This is a genomic window from Sphingomonas sp. NBWT7 (genome assembly GCF_014217605.1).
In the GTDB taxonomy this organism is placed as follows: Bacteria; Pseudomonadota; Alphaproteobacteria; order Sphingomonadales; family Sphingomonadaceae; genus Sphingomonas.
The window spans coordinates 2,283,648-2,302,615 of record NZ_CP043639.1; the positions used below are offsets into that span (position 1 = coordinate 2,283,648).

The 18,968-nt window shown below is 61.2% G+C and carries 15 protein-coding genes and 1 pseudogene; 6 read left to right on the top strand and 10 right to left on the bottom strand.

Annotated features, from left to right (window positions below):
• Positions 1–77: 77 nt before the first annotated feature.
• The 5 genes from F1C10_RS11160 to F1C10_RS11180 all read left to right on the top strand — a co-directional run bounded on the left by F1C10_RS11160 (position 78) and on the right by F1C10_RS11180 (position 5,197).
• On the top strand, positions 78–563 hold the full coding sequence (locus tag F1C10_RS11160; protein WP_185206209.1) for a hypothetical protein: 486 nt from the start codon (positions 78–80) through the stop codon (positions 561–563).
• 30 nt (positions 564–593) lie between these two features.
• Entirely contained in the window at positions 594–1,334 is a 741-nt protein-coding gene (locus tag F1C10_RS11165) for a molecular chaperone (RefSeq protein WP_185206211.1), read from the top strand.
• A 27-nt stretch (positions 1,335–1,361) separates the two neighbouring features.
• On the top strand, positions 1,362–3,815 hold the full coding sequence (locus F1C10_RS11170) for a fimbria/pilus outer membrane usher protein (RefSeq protein ID WP_185206213.1): 2,454 nt from the start codon (positions 1,362–1,364) through the stop codon (positions 3,813–3,815).
• A 4-nt stretch (positions 3,816–3,819) separates the two neighbouring features.
• Positions 3,820–4,713, top strand: coding sequence for a hypothetical protein (locus F1C10_RS11175; RefSeq protein ID WP_185206215.1), 894 nt, complete (start codon positions 3,820–3,822; stop codon positions 4,711–4,713).
• A gap of 76 nt (positions 4,714–4,789) precedes the next feature.
• Entirely contained in the window at positions 4,790–5,197 is a 408-nt protein-coding gene (locus F1C10_RS11180; protein ID WP_185206217.1) for a hypothetical protein, read from the top strand.
• 251 nt (positions 5,198–5,448) lie between these two features.
• On the opposite strand, the gene F1C10_RS11185 is transcribed toward F1C10_RS11180, so the two are convergent.
• The 10 genes and pseudogenes from F1C10_RS11185 to F1C10_RS11230 form a co-directional block, all read right to left on the bottom strand.
• Complete coding sequence (locus tag F1C10_RS11185) at positions 5,449–6,150, bottom strand: hypothetical protein (RefSeq protein WP_185206219.1); 702 nt, start codon at positions 6,148–6,150, stop codon at positions 5,449–5,451.
• 104 nt (positions 6,151–6,254) lie between these two features.
• On the bottom strand, positions 6,255–6,470 hold the full coding sequence (locus tag F1C10_RS11190; RefSeq protein ID WP_185206220.1) for a hypothetical protein: 216 nt from the start codon (positions 6,468–6,470) through the stop codon (positions 6,255–6,257).
• Positions 6,471–6,586: 116 nt separating this feature from the next.
• Positions 6,587–7,513 carry a hypothetical protein gene (locus tag F1C10_RS11195; protein ID WP_185206222.1) on the bottom strand — a complete coding sequence of 309 codons (927 nt, stop codon included), beginning with the start codon at positions 7,511–7,513 and terminating at the stop codon, positions 6,587–6,589.
• A 413-nt stretch (positions 7,514–7,926) separates the two neighbouring features.
• Positions 7,927–9,609 carry a recombinase family protein gene (locus tag F1C10_RS11200; protein WP_185206224.1) on the bottom strand — a complete coding sequence of 561 codons (1,683 nt, stop codon included), beginning with the start codon at positions 9,607–9,609 and terminating at the stop codon, positions 7,927–7,929.
• On the bottom strand, positions 9,606–10,016 hold the full coding sequence (locus F1C10_RS11205; RefSeq protein WP_185206226.1) for a DUF2924 domain-containing protein: 411 nt from the start codon (positions 10,014–10,016) through the stop codon (positions 9,606–9,608). Before F1C10_RS11205 ends, F1C10_RS11200 begins: the two co-directional genes overlap by 4 nt.
• Entirely contained in the window at positions 10,013–10,546 is a 534-nt protein-coding gene (locus F1C10_RS11210; protein ID WP_185206228.1) for a DUF3489 domain-containing protein, read from the bottom strand. Before F1C10_RS11210 ends, F1C10_RS11205 begins: the two co-directional genes overlap by 4 nt.
• A 179-nt stretch (positions 10,547–10,725) precedes the next feature.
• A complete protein-coding gene (locus tag F1C10_RS11215; protein ID WP_185206230.1) occupies positions 10,726–11,871 on the bottom strand; it encodes a serine hydrolase in 1,146 nt (381 codons plus the stop codon).
• Between the two features lie 479 nt (positions 11,872–12,350).
• A complete protein-coding gene (locus F1C10_RS11220) occupies positions 12,351–14,255 on the bottom strand; it encodes a calcium-binding protein (protein WP_185206232.1) in 1,905 nt (634 codons plus the stop codon).
• 488 nt (positions 14,256–14,743) lie between these two features.
• Positions 14,744–16,489 (bottom strand): sulfotransferase, encoded by a 1,746-nt coding sequence (locus F1C10_RS11225; RefSeq protein WP_185206234.1) that lies wholly within the window; start codon positions 16,487–16,489, stop codon positions 14,744–14,746.
• A 194-nt stretch (positions 16,490–16,683) separates the two neighbouring features.
• Positions 16,684–17,847, bottom strand: a pseudogene (locus tag F1C10_RS11230) (IS3 family transposase).
• A 514-nt stretch (positions 17,848–18,361) separates the two neighbouring features.
• Here F1C10_RS11230 and F1C10_RS16725 point away from each other — a divergent pair.
• Positions 18,362–18,949 (top strand): WecB/TagA/CpsF family glycosyltransferase, encoded by a 588-nt coding sequence (locus F1C10_RS16725; protein ID WP_258043157.1) that lies wholly within the window; start codon positions 18,362–18,364, stop codon positions 18,947–18,949.
• The last annotated feature ends 19 nt before the right edge of the window (positions 18,950–18,968 follow it).

The window sequence follows — 18,968 nt, forward strand, 5'->3', positions numbered from 1 at the left end:
ACGGCTGGAGGGGCTGTGGTAATCCACAGCCCCTTTTGCTTTTGCACATGTGGCTCCTTCATCTCTTACAAGCCGTCGTGGCGACGATGCCGGCCAACATTGTGGTTGGGACGTTCGCGGATAATGTCGGTAGCCAGTTCGGTGCTCAGCGCAGCACAGATACGACCGTCATATTCACACAGATACAGCCGGTTTGTACGATCGAGACGCGCGCTGGCGAGATATTGGTCAGCGTCACCGATCAGGGGGCCCAATCGCTCGCCGATGTGAATTACCGGTGCAACTCGCCAAACGGCTTCACACGACGCATCTCGTCGGAAAATGGCGGCGAATTGCGACGCGGCAATCAGGGTATTCCTTATTTCCTGTCGCAAAGTGGCGATGCAACCCTGGCGTTCGCACCTGTGCAATTAACCACGCCGGTAACAGACGGGGTCACGTCTTCGGCTGCTCTATCGGTAGGCAGTTCGGGGTTTCTAAAGGTAGAAGTTCCACAAGTGCCGCAGGGCTTGATCGCGGGCGAGTACCGTGACCTGATCAGCATTGAGATTACGCCGAACTGATGATTTAGTTCGGCGCCCGGGGGGGGTGCCATGTTCTACGTAGGTCGCGGACTGCGGTCCGTGTTCGTTATCGCGTCTGCCGTGCTGCTGGCGCCGCCCCTTACGGCCGGCGTGCGTGTGCAGCCGATGTCATATGACCTTTCCACTGCTGGGAACGGCGCCCGTAAGGATCTTCGGGTAGAAAATACGTCCGCGACCCCTGCAGCCGTTGAAATCCGTGTCGAGCGCCGCGAGGTCCAGCCTGACGGTTCAGATAAGCGCACGCCGGCGGATGACGATTTTCTGATCTTCCCACCGCAAGGGACCGTGCCGGGCAACGGTTTTCAAACCTTTCGCATCCAATATGTCGGTGATCCGCTGCTCAAGCAGAGCCGCCTTTATCTCGTCACCATCGCTCAATTGCCCGTGAGCGCGACCGGCCAAGCAGGAACCGGCATTCAGATCGTATATAATATCGGCACGCTCGCAGCAGTCAGCCCTGCAGGGGCTGTAGCCAGGATGGAAGTCATCGCCGTCAGGCCGGCTGTCGATCCCGGCTTCATCGAGGTGACCGTGCACAATGCTGGCAACCGCTACGCCCGCCTTCGTAACGGAAGCTGGTTGTTGACGTCGGGCGACGGCAAAACGGAGACGCTGGAAGGCGAGCCGCTGCGTAAGGCGATCGACAATTCGTTGATCGAAGCAGATGGCACGCGGATCGTCCGGCTGCCGGTCAGCGCTAATTTTCGCCGCGAGGGGGCGAAGGCATCTTTCAAGCTCGCCTTGAGCTGAGCTGGCAGGCAGCGCTGAAGAACCGATATGGCGATCGCGGCGACGGGACTTGCCTATCTATCGATAGTGGCGCTGACGCAGGCGGTTGCAGCCCCGCCCGCTGCGCAGGGTCAGTCTGCGCGCGCACCGCGCCTGACCCGGTTGGAAGTGACGCTGCTGTTGAACGATGCGCCGGCGGGCGATGTTACCGTACAAACCGGCGGCGAAACCTCGACCACCGTGGATGTCACACAACTGGTGGCGAGATTAAAGCCTGTTGTAGCACCGGCGATACTGGATGCCCTGATGCAGCGGGCGGGCGCTCGAACATTTGTTTCATTGGACGAATTGCGCAGCGAACAATTTCCTATCCGCTTCGATTCCGCCGCACTGCAATTGCGTGTCGAACTTCCCGTTGAGGCACGCAGCATCAGCGATGTGTCGGTTAGCGGCGGCCCGCCGGATCTTCAGGCCAATTACGTCGCCCCCAGCGATCTATCTTTCGGCGCCAGCTTTACTCTCGCCGATCGCCTCCAGCAGGAAGGGGTACTGAAACGTTTCAGCCGCGCGCCATTTACGCTGTCCAGCCAGGGCTTTGCGAATGTCGGCGGCAAGGATGGCGTGTACCTCACGTATCTCGCCGGTCTGCAAGAGGGCGGTAGGCCAATTCGTCAACGTACAACGCTGTTCCGCGATGATGAGGCTCGCGCCGTACGCTATTCGTTGGGTGACATTACGCCGCTGACGTCGGGCTCTTTCAGTAATCCGCTTGATGTCTTTGGGATCGGTGTCGAGCGATTGTACCAAACGATCCAGCCGTATCGTAATCTACGTCCCGCCGGACGCAGCGGGCTGGTACTTGAACGGCCCTCGCGCGTTGAAGTCTATGTCAACGGTGCTGTTTATCGCACCTTATCGCTCGCGCCTGGCCGCTATAATCTTCGAGATTTTCCTTTTCTCGACGGACTGAACGACGTGCGCTTGGCGGTTCAGGACGATACCGGGCGCAACGAGAGCGTCGCTCTGTCCTTCTTCTCCGATACCGATCTGTTATCCGAAGATGTCTCGATATTCTCCGCCATAATCGGCCTTCGGCGCGATGGCTTTGGTCAATTCACGCGGGCGCGTTACGCTGGCCGACCCACGTTCAGCGGCGTTTACCAAAGGGGCTTTTCCGACCGGATCACGCTCGGCGGCACTGTCCAGGCGGATTCGAACAACGCATTCCTTACCGGCATTGCCGTGCTGGGCACCCCGATCGGCATCTTCAGTGGGGAGGCGGCATTGGATGCGCGCGCCTCCGAGCGGTTGAACGGTGCGGTGACCTTCAATTATCGGCTCGCCCGTGTCGGATCCGCCGGGCGACAGACGCGCTTGGATCTTGATTTTCAGCTTCGCACGCGCGGCTTTTCGCCGCTGGAGCGCGCGCGAGACGTTCGCAACCTGTATCGCTATGATGTCGCGGCGCGGTTCCAGCAGGCATTCGGCACGTTTCTATTCGGTACCGCGACTGCAGGCTTCAGCCGAGGATATGGCGGACAGCCCGACCTCAAAACAGGTTCATTCGGTCTCTCGCGGTCGTTTCAGCGGCTGAACCTGACCGCCTCTTACAGTTACCGCGACGACGGGATCCGCCGCGAGCATCGCGGTTCGCTCTCACTCAGCGTGCCGCTGTCCAATCGGCAATACATGCGGGCCAGCTACGATACCAACCGTAACCGCGCGGCACTGGACTATACGTTGCAGGGCTATGAGGGCCTCGGCCAGACATCGGCGCAGCTTTCCGTTGCGCGCGAAGACGATGTGCGAAGTGCCAACGTACAACTCGAGCACTTCGCCAATCGCTTCCGCGGATTTTTCCAGCATGACTATCAGCGCCGTAATGGCAATACGGTAGCCACGACCGACATCGCGCTGACCAGCGGCGTTGGTTATGCCGACGGGCAATGGGCGATCGGGCGCGATCCTGGTCGAGGGTTCGTGATGGTCAGCCCGCAGGGGGCGTTGCGCGGGCGCGAGCTGGTGGTTTCGGATCAATATACGCTCGGTCCGGCGGCACGCGCGGCGGCGCTGGGACCTGCGCTGATCCCAATACAACGGCAGTATCAGCAGAACTCCCTCACCGTGGCCGCGCCGGATGCGCCGATCGGCTACGATCTGGGATCTGGCCGCCTGGATATCAGGCCTGGTGCCGCCAGCGGATATCGCTGGGTGGTCGGCTCGGCTGCTTCGCTGACGCTGATCGGGCGCATAACCGATGCCACCGGCCAACCGATGCCATATCTCGCCGGCTTGCTGAAACCGGTCGGCGGCCGCGCTTCGGCGAACGATGCTGCCGTTCCGTTCTTCACGAACCGCAACGGTAGACTGGTCGCGCAGAACGTCGCTCCAGGCCGTTACGACCTCGTATCCAGCGAGAACGCTGCACCTTTCGCGCAGATCAATCTCGCTGCCGATGCCGCGACACCGATCGATATCGGAACAGTCGTATTCAAGGAATGATACCATGCCACTGATCTTGCGTGTCGGTTCGTTGATGCTGTTCCTGTTCGGCGCTGCGCAAGCTGCAGCCGCGCCGGCCTGTTCTCTCGTCGTGCGTGCGACACCTAGCCAGCAAGTCTACGACCCCTTTTCAGCGGGCAACGTTATCGTTGATCTGCCCGTTCTGGTGCGAAACAGCGGCTCTGAAGGCTGCGAGGCACGCTTTTTCCTCGCCCCGGTAAACGGCTTGCTCAGCCTCGCGAACGGCGGCGATCGGCTGCTGTTCAGGATCGATGCACCGCAAGGGTCAGTGCAGCGCGCGAATGCCTTCGGTCCCTTTGCCGTGAATGTGTCGCCAGGCGGAAGCCAGAGCTTCGTCATGCGGATCGTCATTCCGGCACAGCAAATCGTGCCGCGCGGCGATTATCTCGCCGATTTTGTTTTGCATGGCTTGGACCGCGATGGGGTGCCGCTCGCTACCCCATCCCCTCCATTCACGGTGAATGTCAGGGTGCCCGGCCGGGTCGAAATGAGCATCACGGGCAGCAGCAACGCGGCCTTCGGCGGGCCGAGCGGCGCGGGGTTGAACTTTGGCGAAGCGAAAACGGGCAAGACGGAACGCGTTTTCGTACACGTCTGGTCCAATGGCAGCGTGAACGTATCCCTCGCATCGGCAAATGGCGGAAAGCTTCTCCTCGCCGGTTCGCACGGCGGTGATATGAGATTGTCATCTATCGGATACACCGCCCGCTTCGATGGCGAGGACGCCGCGTTACGAACGTCGTTCATCACCAGCCGCTCACCTTCGACGGCGCGAGCCGGCAGCAGCTACGAGTTATCGGTGACGTTGGGCGACGCAAACGGCAAATTTGCGGGGGTCTATAAAGACGTGATCACTATCAACGTCGATCAGAACTAGGCCACAAAAACCATATTAACCATTGACGCGAACCAAACCGTCAGACGTTTCATCGTATCGCGGTGTCGGAGGCATCATGACGCGACAGAAACTGATGGCGGCAGCAGTGCTTGGCCTGGCGGTGCCGTCACCCGCCCTGGCTTCGGAAACGTCGGTCCGGCTGGTGGCCAGGATACCGGTGTCTTGCGCTCTCGATATCCTGGGCGTCCGCTTGGTCGACCGGTCGGTTATCGTGACCGTGTACCGGCAGTGCAACACCGCTCATGATTTGAAGGTTTCAGCGGCATACCAGCCAGAGCTTGGCGCCGTCACTGTTCGGTTCGGCGGGCAATCGCGTGTGGCGTTCGGAATTGACGCAAGCATTCCTCAGTCAGAGGGATATTACAGCCGCACAGAGGAGCTGACCGTTACGGCGGACAAAGGGTCCGCGGAAGAACTACACCGTTATGCATCGAGTTTAAGTATCGGCGTTGAGCCGAATTAGACATACGCCGTAACACAAACTAGGTATCAGCCACGTTCTGCGCACCGCCTTCTTTGTAGCGCCCACTAGTGCTCTCCATAGAATTTACTGACACCAATCCTTCAGCACCTCGATCCATCCTGGTATCCGCCATTGCAGTCACGCGGCGCGATGGATACGATTGATATTCACGCGCCATCCTTCTGGATCAACGCGGTATCAACCGCGATACACCGTGTGTATCCTCGGAAAGCGTATCCTGCATAAAGCGGTCATCCAGTCGGGCGGACGGTGCGCTGCACTTTGCCATCCGCCCCTACGAATTCGATCGATGCGGCGCCATCTTCGGCAACTCGCAGCACCAGGCGTTTGCGCCCTGCCCCGTCGCGCAGCACCAGCTGCGACGACTTGTCGCTCGCGCGCCCTGCAAACAGGCGCTGCGTGCCGCCTACGTTCGCAGCGCTATAGGCCGCATCCTGCTCGTTGTCGGGCAACGTGCGCACACGATCGACCGCGGCGAAATCGAGCCGGCCCTCGGGCTGATCGTTCACCTTGATGCCGGCCGACCGTTCCTGCCCGTCCTCGAAGCCGAACAGCTGCACCACCTGATCCTGATTGTAGCGATCGAACGTCAGGCTGCCGCCGCTGACCGCTTTGCCGTCATGATCCTTTCCCGCGAAGATCAGGCCGCCGTTTTCCGTGCCCTCGTCGTTGAAGAAGAGCATGCCCGCCATTCGTCGATCGGGGCGCGGATATTCCTCGCCGCCGCCGATAAATCCGGGTGCCTGCGCGGCGCTCGCGATCGTCATGCGCAACGTCCCGTCAGGCTCGCGCACATTGATCCGTCCGACGTCGATCGTAGCGAACCGGGCATTTCGGTGCGCCGGTGCCGATGCGCCGAGCCCCACCCAGATTACCGCCGCGGTCAACGCACCCGCGTAGATCACCAGCGCGCGACCTGCATCAAATCTCATACCAATATCCTCGTGTAGCGCGACGATCGGCGCACAATGTTCAAAGCGGGCCTTCTTGCCGGGCGTTTGCCCGACCGCTCCCATTCCAATTCTTCAGACCAACCTCAACGGCTGCCAAGCAGCGTCGAGGGCGTAAGCTCGGGTGCGACGACGACCATGTCATATTGCAGCGCCATCTTGCGCCACGCGTCGGGCGTGTCCGCCGGCATTCGGTTGCGCATCGATCGCAGATCGACGAGCATCCAGTCCTGCGGCTTCGCACGCCGCGCGTGTAGCGCCAGCGCGTCCTTCAGCCATGCATAGTCCGGGTCGTCGCTCATCACGAACGGCGCCATGCCCAGCGGCCGCCCAACGCCGCCATAGGTCGCCCGCTGCCCCTTTGCGCCATATACGGCGATATGCAGCGAGGAGACGCCCTCGCCGTCGGCGCGCTCGGCTACGAAATTGCCGAGGTCACGCTGCGCAGATCGTTGACGCCCTTCGCCATATGCACATCGCCGAATTTGAAGAGCACGCGCGCCGCGGCGGGCGCGTCGGCAAGATAGTGGAGCAGTGTCCGCTTCATCAGCCGCGCGCGCTGGCCGTTCGACGCATAGCCATCGATCTGCTGCCTGCGATAGATGTCGCGCGTCTCGGCAAGCGCGGCGAACAGCGCATTGGCCCGCGCGCCGCCATCGATTGCGATCGCGCGCCGCGTCGCGTGCATCTCAGCGTCGCTGAGCTTGTAGATGGCGAGGTCGCTCGCCGACGCGGTGCTGATCGCCTTCGCGGTGAAATCGCGGTCGCGCGCCGCTAGCCCGGCGATCGCAGCGCGCGCGATCGGGCCAGGATAGGCGGCAAGCATCTGTTCGAGAAGAAACCCTGTTACGCCGAGAAACTCCTGGTCGAGCCCCCACAGCTGAAAGCGCGGTCCTGCCGCGTTGGCGCATGCCGCGGCCATGTCGCTTTCGTCACGCCCGTTCTGAAAGGCCATCACGTCGGGATAAGCCCGCGCGAATGCCGCGATGCGATCAGGCCGACGCAGGTTGGCATTCACCACCCGCGTGGCTTCTGGACCCGTCTCGATCGCAAAGGCGTGCAAGCCGCCCGGCGCCATGATGCGGCAGATCGCGGTCGCGAACTGCGGGATCTCACGCGACAGATGATCTTCCCCGATCAGCACGTAGCGCGCTTCTCGGACTACCGCTGCGATGATCGTTGCACCTGCACGGTGCAGCGTACCATCGGCGCCGACCTGCAACGGCGCGTGCGCCTGTTCGAGCCGCGCGGCGAACGGCGCCGCTGCCTTCTGCGCCGATACTGTACGCGCAAACGCCGCCGCGGCGGCGACGATGCTCGCCAGCCGGATCAAATGACCGTGCATCGTGCTCGGCCGCCATCTCATGGCGAAGGGTCGGCACGGCATTGTCCATCTGCGGCGGTCTACCTTTCGGCTTAACGAACGCGATGGGGGGCTGATGGCTGCGTAGTGGCGGAGCTTGGCGAAGATCGACGTCGGCGTAAGCCTTCGAAGGTGAAGGAGAGCGGATGATCGACGGCTAAGCTGAAAGCAGCCCACTGCCACGCGGAGGGGTAGTGCTTTAGTAACGGAGTCCGTTCTCCCGACTGGCCTAGGGTCAGGACTTGGCGATGTGACGCGCGCGATCTGATTTTGGCCCGGTCAGAAGACCGAGACGAGCGACCTCTTTCGGCCGCCCGATCGCCTTCTCAGCAATCGTCCTCGCTGCCACCGTCATCTTCCGGAAGTGATCAACGAACCCTGACCCTAAGAATGGTTTACGTCGCCAAGCACTCCGCGATCAACGTCGCTTCTTGAGCGCGCCAGCACGCTGCCGGCGGATCGACGACGGTTAGATTTTTGCCGGAAACATCCGTACGCTGCTTCCCCGCCAAGATGGCTTCAGCCACCGCAGGCGAGAGGAAGGCCATCCGAACGACACGCGTTACGTAGGTGGCACTCACCTTCTCGCGCTGCGCCAAACGCGTGATGTCGAGTTCGCCTTGCCGCAGCTCGCCCCACCAGCGGCGGGCGCGCATCAACAGGCGGACAAGAGCGGGATCAGGAATGGCGACCGGCCGCGCGATGTCATCGATCAATCGTATCGAGCCGCCCAAGCGCGTCAGGCGAACAGATCGATTGATTTTGACCATGCGGCGGGAAGAAAGAGGGTGTCCCACATTAAGCAACAAAGCGATCTTTTCGGCGCAGCAGATGATCGTAACGCTCCCTTCGGCAACGCGAACCTCTTGGACGACAGCGAGCGCGTCTTGACGACGTTGACGTTGCCGAGCCGCAAGCTCGGCACACCGGTGGCGAAGATCATCGTAGCGATTGAGCGACACCGATAGCCGCGTCTCGCCGAGCAGCTTTACGGGATCATCGAACAGGCGTGCGACCTCCTCAACAACGAGCCGCTCGATTTCACGCGCTGGAAGTCGAACGCCTGTATCGCTGCGCTTCAGATGCAGCTTGCGGCTCACATAATAATAATAGCGCGTCACCTTGGTACCGGACGAGGTAGACCGCGTCTTCGTCGTATGCGTTGGTATCAACGGCTCGCCGACACTACCGAAAATTTTGCCTGCTAAAAGCGCCACGCGCGGTTCGCGTTTGCGTGTGGCTCCCTGTTTGTTGGTCTCAAGCAATGTCTGCGCACGCTCGAAGGCTGCGAGATCGATGATCGCCGGATGGTTACCTGGGTAACGCTTGTCGCGGTGCGCAATGTATCCCGCATAGGTGACGCGCTTAAGCATCAGATAAAGGGTACTGCGCGCGAAGGGCACGTTGCCGATCGCGCGCCCGGTCGCCGTCACCCGGCCTGGCACGGTGATGCTTTGCGCGAGCAGTTCAGCTTCGAGCTGTCGAACGCTGCCAAGCGCCAGATACCGATCGAAGACATGCCGCACCAACGCCGCATGCTCCTCGACGATAGCGAGCGTGCGGCCGTCGGGTTTATAGCCGAGCGGCGCGACACCGCCCATCCACATCCCTCTGGCCTTTGAGGCAGCAAGCTTGTCCCGAATTCGTTCGGCGGTAACCTCGCGCTCGAATTGCGCAAACGACAGCAGCATGTTGAGCGTGAGCCGCCCCATGCTGCTGGTTGTGTTGAGCGCCTGCGTGATGCTGACGAAGCTCGCGTTCGCCTGCTCGAACGCCTCGACCAGCTTGGCGAAATCGAACAGCGAGCGACTGAGGCGATCGACCTTATAAACGACGATTGTATCGACGTGTCCGGCGGCGACATCGACAAGCAGACGCCGCAGTGCTGGTCGCTCGAGCGTACCGCCCGAGACGCCACCGTCGTCGTACGGCTCGGCGATCTCCAGCCAGCCTTGCGATGCCTGACTGCGGATATAGGCCGCGCATGCTTCGCGCTGCGCATCGAGGCTGTTGAAATCCTGCTCGAGCCCCTCGTCACTCGATTTGCGCGTGTAGATCGCGCAGCGCACCGGCGTCATGCCGCCACCTTATTCTTAAGGCCGAAGAACGCCGGCCCCGACCATCGCGTGCCGGTGATCTCCCGCGCAACCTCGCTCAGCGATCGCCAGGATCGGCCATCCCAATGCACGGTCTGATCTTCACCGATGGTGACGATATGCGTACGCCCACGCCATGTTCGCGCAAGCCGACGCACCCCCGGCGCTACCGATCGTCCATCCGCGCATGCAATCTGATCAAGCATGCGCCCCGTGTTGTCGCTCACGACACCTGCTGCTTTGGCCTGGATCTCCCAGGCAAGCGCAAGCCGCAGCAGCTTTGGGCTGATGCGCGGGACGATACTGCCGGTCACCTCGATCCAGCGGGCATGCAGCGCCAGCCCGTTCATTGCCTCGAGCGCTGCGAGCTCCTCCTCGAGCGGCGTCATTGCGCGATGATCCGGTAGAAGGTTGGACCGCCCGGCTGCTTCGCCTTGGCAAGATGATGGCCTTTCTTGCGCAAGCTGGTGAGCGCGGCTCGCGTTGTGTGCGGCAACCAACCGGTTGCTTGCGCCAAGTCGGTGAGTGTCGCGCCTTCCTCGCGCAGCAGCAGCGCAATAACCTGCGCCGCCTTCGTTGCCGGCTGCGCTACACGCGCGGTATGCTCGACCTCCACCTCATGCGCCTTTACGTTGATCGCGGCGCATCCTTCTGGCGTGATGAAGACACCATAGCGCTCGTTGTTCTCGCTATGCGCGACCGCGCTTTGATCAGCAGTCGGCCGCGCCTTGAGCCAACCGCGTCCAAGCATCGCAGCCACGGATCGGCGGATCGTTGGCGGGTGGGTCAGATCTTCAGGTAGCGGAAACAAGCTGCCGTTCTCGCGGCGCGCTGCATGATGGAGCAGTAGCGACTGCGTCTTCGTGACGGTGGACATAAGCGCCTCCCAGTTCGGAAGCGGCACCAGCGCCGCTCCCACTGAGCAGAGCCCCATTGATCGGGTTGATCGGGGCGTCCCGGAGGCGATATCTGTCTCCCGAGTCGAACGACGGTGTCGCTCTACCCGGGCGTGAAGTCGAGTTCGTTCATCGACGATTGCGGCGCGGGGGACGTGCGCTTCAAAACGATGCCGAACGCACTTATGACGTCTGCCCGCCGCTAAGCCGCTTGGTAAACCGCCCGCTCAACCGCGCTCACCAGCGCCAGCGCCGCGGGATCGGCGAAGGGCGCAAATTGCATCATCACGACCCCGGCGCGATCGCGCGCGGGATCGATCCAGAAATAGGTGTTGGCAACGCCATCCCACATCAGGCTTCCCGCGCCGCGGCCGTCGGGTCCAGGCTCAGGGTTGAGCAGGAACCCGAGGCCAAAGCCGCTGTGCATGTCGGGATAGGCATCATAGTCGAGCGCGAACTGCGGCATGATGCTGCGCAGCGCGCCCGCGCGAAGCGGCGCGATCTGGTCGCGGGTCATTTCGGCGACCGTCCCGGGCTTCAGGATCCGTACGCCATCGAGCTCTCCGGCGTTGAGCAGCATACGGGCGAAGCGCAGGTAATCCGCCGCGGTGCCAAGCAGCCCGCCACCGCCCGACTGATACTCGGCCGCCTCACCACCGCCGATCTCGATCGGGAATGGCGACAGGGTACCATCGGTACCGCGGGCGAGCAGCGCGACGCGGCGCGCCGTCTGCGCCGCATCCATCGTGAAGCCTGTGTCGGTCATGCCGAGCGGCACGAAGATCTCCTCCGCCAGCACCTCGCCCAGCCGCCGCCCCGTCGCCGCCTCGACTGCGAGGCCGACCCAATCGGTGCTGATGCCGTATTCCCACCGCTCGCCGGGATCGAACAGCAAAGGCAAGTGCAGGCTCGCCAACGAACCCGGCGCGACCGCCCCCTGCGCGCGCGCCATGTCGGCGTTCATAAAGGCGTAGCCCAGGCCTGATGTGTGCGTCAGCAGATGCCGCAACGTGATCGGCGCCTTTGCAGGCCGAAGGCGCACGACGCCGTCATCGCCGAAACCATCGATAACCTGCGGGTCGGCTAGCCCTGGAAGAACCGATCCGATCGGCGCTTCGAGCGACAGCGCGCCACGCTCGACCAATTGCATCGCCGCCACGGAGACGATCGCTTTGGTCATCGAGGCCAGCTGGAAGATCGCATCCGGTGTCATCGCGGCCCCGCTCGCCGGATCACGCAGACCGCTTGCCGCTGCATCGAGCGTTCCGGCCCGGTTGCCGACCATCGCCACGGCACCCGCGATCTTGCCGGACGCGACGGCGGCATCGAGCGCCTGCTGGATCGTCATTGTCACCCTCCCCTATCTTCTTCTGCAAATTTGGCCTGCGTCGCATGATCGACGCAAGATTGTACGCGCTTACCGGCAGCCCGCTTTTAAATACCACCGCTCCGCTAGCGAATGGCCAGGTTTGGAAGGAAAGCGGACTTTCGCGGGAGCGCATGATCAAGAAGCCAAACTCATCATCTGCTCTAGTACCGCGCCATCTTACGCACCGAGCAACGTCGATCACCCCGCAATGCGCAGTGTTATTCTATGCAACGCTGGCCGGGTTGCAGCGCTTAGGCCGCCATCGCAGTGTCAACCTTGGCTTGACCAGCGGCGTTATGACAAACTTACGGACACGGCCTACTACCGTGCCAGGGTAGAACGAGCATGTGTGATACGCCGCGTTGAAAACACGCGGTTTCCCCTCAATTGCTAATCGAGAGTTGAGCGCAGAGCTGAGTTGGAAATTTCTCTTCTGCGCTCAAAGGCGGACTCAAAATCTAAAAAATGAAATCGCTCTCTGACAAATTCGGGGATCCAGTCAGTTCAACATATTGGCTCGTGAAGACGTCCGGACTGTCAGAGATAACCACAAAGTAAGACTGGCTTCCTGTGTAGATGAAGACGTTATCCATAGTGATATTCAGCGCGCTAAAATCAATTTTATCGACCCCGCCTTCAAAGTCGTCAATGATACCGTTCCTGGGAAGGTTTTCAGCGTCGAAAACGAAGGTATCGACGCCCTTATCACCAGTGAAACGGCCGAACCCATAGATCGTGTCGTTCCCCTCACCACCGCGCAAAATGCCGCCGTCGGTGCTGCCGAAGAGTTGATCGTCTCCCTGACCGCCATTTAGATACCAGACCCCGGCGTTGCCGGTGTGACTTAAGGTGTCGTTCCCGGATGTTCCCAACTCGAAGCCGTCGTAACGCTTTTCGTAGGTGCCGTCGTACGAAAAAATATCGCCTCGTTCGGACGAGAACATGATGCCTTCATCGTCAAAATAGCTGTTCCCGTAAGACTCAGCATTGCTGCGATCATAGGTCGATAGGCGCATTGCTAGCTGCTGAGGATTCCGGGTCAGGTTAGCATTACCATTACCGACTTCTGAAGCGTTGAAGTAGAGCTCATAAGCGGCGGTCATGCCCATCAACTCGACGCGGTCATATCCTGCACCAAGGTTCACCGTATCTGGACCGATGTCGGAAAACGGCGGGGCGTCCGTGATGCCGTTGAAGATAACCAGATCGTCGCCCAACCCGCCACTTATGTTATCGGCACCAGCGCCGCCGTAGAACGTGTCCATCCCGGCGCCACCGATCAGACGATCGTTCCCTGCGCCGCCGACCAAGGTGTCGTCACCGGACCCACCAATCAGGCGGTCGTTGCCCTGCCCACCATTCATGTAATAGCTGATCGTCTCGCCGGTGTGATCGAACACGTCGGCGCGCGACGTCCCAAGCTGGACAGCCTGGCTCCGGAATAGGGTTTCCTCACCGGTGACCAGATCGACAACGTCAAAGAACGTTTTTGGGGTAGCCGTAGTAAAGGTCACGCCTTCGTCGTCGAAACGGCTGACCGGCCCCGTCGGAACGTCCATTCCTGCTTCAGCCTGCAGCCGCACGGCAAGGTTGCCGTCCTGATTAGCGAGTTGCCCGCTGTCGGTGGCGACGCCATTCCCGACTTCACTGCCGGTGAAGGTGAGCCGGATCCTCCTCGTGTCGATAGCGGAGACTACAACAATATCGTTGCCGGCTCCCAGATTGACGATGTCTGAGCCATCCGTGTCGACATTGAAGATCGCAACGTCATCACCGGCGCCACCGCTGAGGAAGTCGTTCCCAGCGCCTCCAATAAGGCTGTCATTCCCGGCGCCGCCGATCAGCCGATCATTTCCTACACCGCCGACCAGGAAGTCGTTTCCAGCGCCGCCGGTGATATTGTCGTTACCGCGACCACCGTTGATGTAGACGTTCCGCGCTTCGGTACCCTCGTTGTAGACGTCGGCGGCCGACGTGCCGAGCCGTACGATCGAGAACTGATCACCACGCTGAGTACCGTTCAGATCGCGAACGTCGAAGGTGAATGTGCCATCCGAGACGAAGCTGATGCCTTCGTCGTCAAAACGCGCTGTCTGGCCGGTAACCTGACCATCGGCACCTTCGGCCTGCACGCGGACCGCCAGCAAGCCGTCCTGGCCTGGCAAGGTCTTGGAGTCGTTCGCGCTGCCGTTGCCGACTTCAGCGCTCGTGAACGTCAGTCGGACCTGGCTGTAAGTCGTCGTCTGGTTGCGAAAACGCACCACGTCGTAGCCCGCGCCGAGATCGCGCATGATCCCGCTTGCGAAGGCAAGATCATATTCGACCTGCTCATCATCAGACACCTTGATAGCAAAACCCGCCACTTAATTTCCCCCACCGGCAACATGCCCCGGCGCCCGGTATCAGACATAGATCACCGCGTCCTTGGACATACGTCCCAGTTGTTGAGGCAGATCGTCCCACTTCTTTCGACAGGAGAACGCAAGCCGAGAGCGCCAACCGCCTCAAGAAGACGGCAACGCAGCGAACCAGGCCGCAGCAGAGCAGTTAAGCGTGAAATGGCGGTGATCGGATAACTAATACCCCGCCAGCTCCCTGCGAACGTCCGCTTTTGGGCGTAAGCGGAACGTCCGCTTCGCCGTCCAGCGAGGTTTATGGAAGCCCCGGAATGGGTGGCTAGCTCACACACCTGCGCACCGAGCCTTGGCACGACCTGTCCCGGGTTAACGACATACTCTAGCGGGGCGCCTGACCTAACGGAGGTGCAGCGGGACAGTAGCTCGATCCGCCGCGCAAGACACAGCGGGCTTCTACCCGGCGGCCTAGGATCGCCGGGTGTGGCGTGATCCGATCACCATCCAGGAGGCGTCGCTGGATAATAGTGCAAGACAGGCCCGAGTGATTGCTTGAGGGGATCCAGCCAATCTTCGTACGCCTGCCAGCGGCTGAGACCGCTCCGATCAATCGGGCGGCGGACCTGCGTGGTACTAGGAGTATGCACGGCGCGCTCGGTTTCGAAGTATCGCAAGCAAGCGGCATCGAACGGCAACTTGAGATAGTCCAGCAACCGTCGCACTTCGCCGTCCAAGTCTTCGACAATAGCTTCGTGGTGCACGCGATGGATTCGACCCGGTACCACCCTGTCGAAATGGGCCATCATACGCACATAATCCGCGTAGAAAGTACCGATCCCGGCCAAGTCATACGCGAAGCTGTTCCCCAAATTGTAATGTTGTGCGTAGTTGGCAAAGCCGCAGGCCATAGGATGTCGGCGCACATCAACGATCCTGGCGTTCGGCAGCGCTAGAAGGATCAGTCCCGTATAGATCCAATTGATTGGCATCTTGTCCGTAAAGAATGGCCGGTCTGTGCGACGGCGCCTCGACGTTGACGTAAGGTACCGCTCGCCGAGGGCCCGCCAAGCGTCTGCGGAGAGAGATGGTAGCACATCAAGAAAGCTGTCGGCGTCACGCCCGACCATGATCGACTGTACCACTCCGGTCAGATCCTGAAGCTCTTCAGTACCCTCGACGGACGGATGACTGGCGAGAATTTGCTCGATCAATGTCGATCCAGACCGGGGCATGCCGAGGATAAATATTGGATCAGGAGCACGCGCGCCGACCTGCGCCCGCGCCTCGAGGAACGCAGCTGTGAAGAGATCCTCCGAACGTCGAACAAGCGTGCTGAACCGTTCAGCATCGTGCGGCGCCAGCGAATGGCGAAGTGCGTTCCCGGCGCGCAGCTGCTCGAACGCCGTCGCATGCTCGCCAAGCGCATCCAATCCATTGCCCAGCGCGAAGTGCAGATGCACCCGCTCGGCAGCGTCTTTACTCGCGTCTAGCGCGGCGTTGATCTTGGGCACGTCAGTCGCATCGATCGGAACTGGCTTCAGATTTGCGAGCGCCCACCACAGGATACCGCGCTCCGGTGCAATTGCGATCGCCCGACGGTAAGCGGCAACAACCTCGTCGATGCGTCCGGATGCTTTCAGAAAGTGGCCATAGTTCATCCATGCGCGCCAGTCTTGCGGATGGTGATGTAGCAAGTCGCAAAACGCAGTGTCCGCTGCTTCGGCCCGTCGGTTTCGCGACAACAGTGCGGCCTTCAGCGACAGCGCGGCAAGATGTGCGGGTTCGCGCACCAAGACTGCGTCGACTTCGCTTAAAGCGACGTCGAGCTGCCCGGCCTCATTGAGTACGTTGGCAAGGCCAAGTCGCGCGTCGTGATACATAGGGGCGAGCGCTAATGCTCGGCGGAACAGAGCTTGCGCGTCGCGTAAAGCTTTGGAGCGACCGGCTAATGTAGCTAGAAGATGCAGCGCACCGGGGTTCTCGGGATCTGACCGTAACAGCGATCCGAGCTCTCTCGCCGCCGCTTCGTTACGGCCGGAGGCAAACGCGCGCTGAGCGCGCACTACAGCTGGATTGCGAAGTCCGATATCGACCGCCCGCATCTCCTGTTGCTCAGCCTCGGAGATATTCCCTACGGCGCGCAACGCTGAAGCAAGCAGGCGATAAGCGCGGGGCGCATCTGGTAAGTCGCGGACTGCCACTCTGGCTTCGATCACTGCCGCAGCAGGGTCGTAAGCGATCATGGCGGCAATTTTCGATAGCTGAGCGAGAGAGCTCGGCTCCGCGTCAGATCGTGAGGCTGTCACAGGAGGCCCGTAGCAGGATTGCCCTGTGAAATCTAACTAAGCTGCAATGCCAAACGGCAGTCGTGCAGGCACTGGAAGGTATGCAGGTTGGCGTTGTCGACCAGCGCGCGCCCTGACGTGACCCCCGCCTTTCATCCAGCGGCAACCAGAGACTGACCGGTGTTGTCGCGCACGAGCGCAGGTGAAGCAACGGGCGGGGTTAACCCCGCCCGTTGCTGTTCGAGTTCGGCGGCGAACGCCACCGGGGTGGCGTAGCCGAGCGAGGAGTGCGGGCGCTCGTTGTTGTAGTCGTCGACCCAGCGGGCCAGGATCGAGCGGGCCTGGCCGATGGTGAAGAACAGCGTTTCGTTGAGCAGCTCGTCGCGCATGCGACCATTGAAGCTCTCGACGAAGCCGTTCTGGGTCGGCTTGCCCGGCGCGATGTAGTGCCACTCGATGCCGGCGTCGCCGGACCAGGCGAGCACCGCGTTCGAGGTGAGCTCGGTGCCGTTGTCGCTGACGATCATCTTCGGCCTGCCACGCTCGGTGATCAGATCGGCCAGCTCGCGCACGACCCGCCGCCCCGAGATCGACGTGTCGACCACCGCCCGGATGCACTCGCGCGTCACGTCGTCGACGATGTTAAGCACGCGGAACCGCCGTCCGGTAACGAGCTGGTCGTGGACGAAGTCCAGGCTCCAGCGCTGGTTGGGGAGCGCCAGCACCGGCGCAGGCGCCCGCGCGCCAACGGCGCGCCTTCGTCCCTTCCTGCGCCTGACCGTCAGACCTTCCTCGCGGTACAGCCGCTGCGTCTTCTTGCGGTTGATCGTGATACCGTCGCGGCGGAGCAGGATGTGCAGCCGCCGATAGCCGAACCGCCGGCGCTGCTGCGCCAGTTCGCATAGCCGCGACCGCAGGTCGCCATCATCCGACCGGCACGAACGATACCGCATGCTCGTGCGGTCAGCCCCGACGACAGCACACGCCCGCCGCTCGCTCATCCCCAACGTCGCCTGGAGATGCGCGACCGCTTGCCGCTTCGCGGCGGGCGCTACCATTTTTTTGACAGCAGATCCTTCAGACCCGCGTTGTCGAGCATCGTGTCCGCGAGCAGCCGCTTGAGCCGTGCGTTCTCCTCCTCGAGCGACCGCAGACGCTTCGCGTCGGACACCTCCAGCCCGCCGAACTTCGCCTTCCAAGCGTAATAGGTCGCTCGACATCCCGTGCTTCCGGCACAGTTCGGTCACCACCGCACCCGCCTCGGCCTCCTTCAAGATGCCGATGATCTGCTCTTCCGAAAACTGCTTCCGCTTCATTCCGTCCGTCCCTTCGAGGGCCGGTCTCTAGTTCCAGATGGATGAAGAAACGGGGGTCACGTCAGCACATCTGTCGAATTTTGAGAAATTAAAAGCGTTTTCTATAAAGAAAACCATCTTAATACTGTAGTATGACGTCCTATTCTATGTGTCAGCTCAGTTATCTGTGACGCGTAGTTTTGGTTGACGCGACCAATTGGCCGCCTTACTTGGCAAAACAGCTTCGCAAGTTTTGCCCTTGCGTAAGGTAGCTCGGCTGCTGGTGAGTTGTCTTTCATGGGGCCGAAGAAATATTGGAAAGCTGGAACACTTAGGGTTGGATATGGTCGACGCGAGCATAGTCGAAACTGCTTCCGGCGTTCTTGCGACCCGAATCCTAGGCGTTCCAGTAAGCTTAATCAACATGCGAAAAGCAGTTGATAAGATCCTTTCCTGGACGTTGACTGGCAAAAGTTGGTTTGTCTGCGTACGGGACGTACATGGGATTATGCGCGCGCAGGACGACCCTGAGCTTATGGCATTGCATTATCGCGCTGGACTTGTAACGCCTGATGGCATGCCGCTGGTATGGCTTGCGCAGAGTCGTGGACATCTTGAAGTTGGACGCACAAGCGGTGCGGATCTTGTGACTGAGCTTTGCCGCGAATCGCCGGAGCGGCGCCTACGACATTATTTTTATGGAGGTAAGCCGGGTGTGGCTGATAGGATGGCAGCCGCGCTGCAGGCGCGCTTCCCCGGCCTTCAGGTTGCCGGCACCTACACCCCGCCTTTCCGCGCCCTTACCCTGGAGGAGGATGCGGAGGTCACCGCTAAGATTGTCGCCACCCGCCCGCACATCGTATGGGTCGGACTCAGCACGCCAACACAGGAATTCTGGATGCGCGACCATGTCGATCGCATCCCCGGCGCGACGCTGATAGGCGTAGGTGCCGCCTTCGACTTCCACACCGGCGACGTACAGCGCGCACCGCGTTGGATGCAGCGGATTGGGCTAGAATGGCTCCATCGGCTCGCGAGCGAACCGCGGCGCCTCTGGAGGCGCTATCTGGTGCTGGCGCCGAAGTTCGTGACGAAGGTCGCACGCGAAAAGCTTGGACGGTGAGGCTGATCGCCGCATGGCG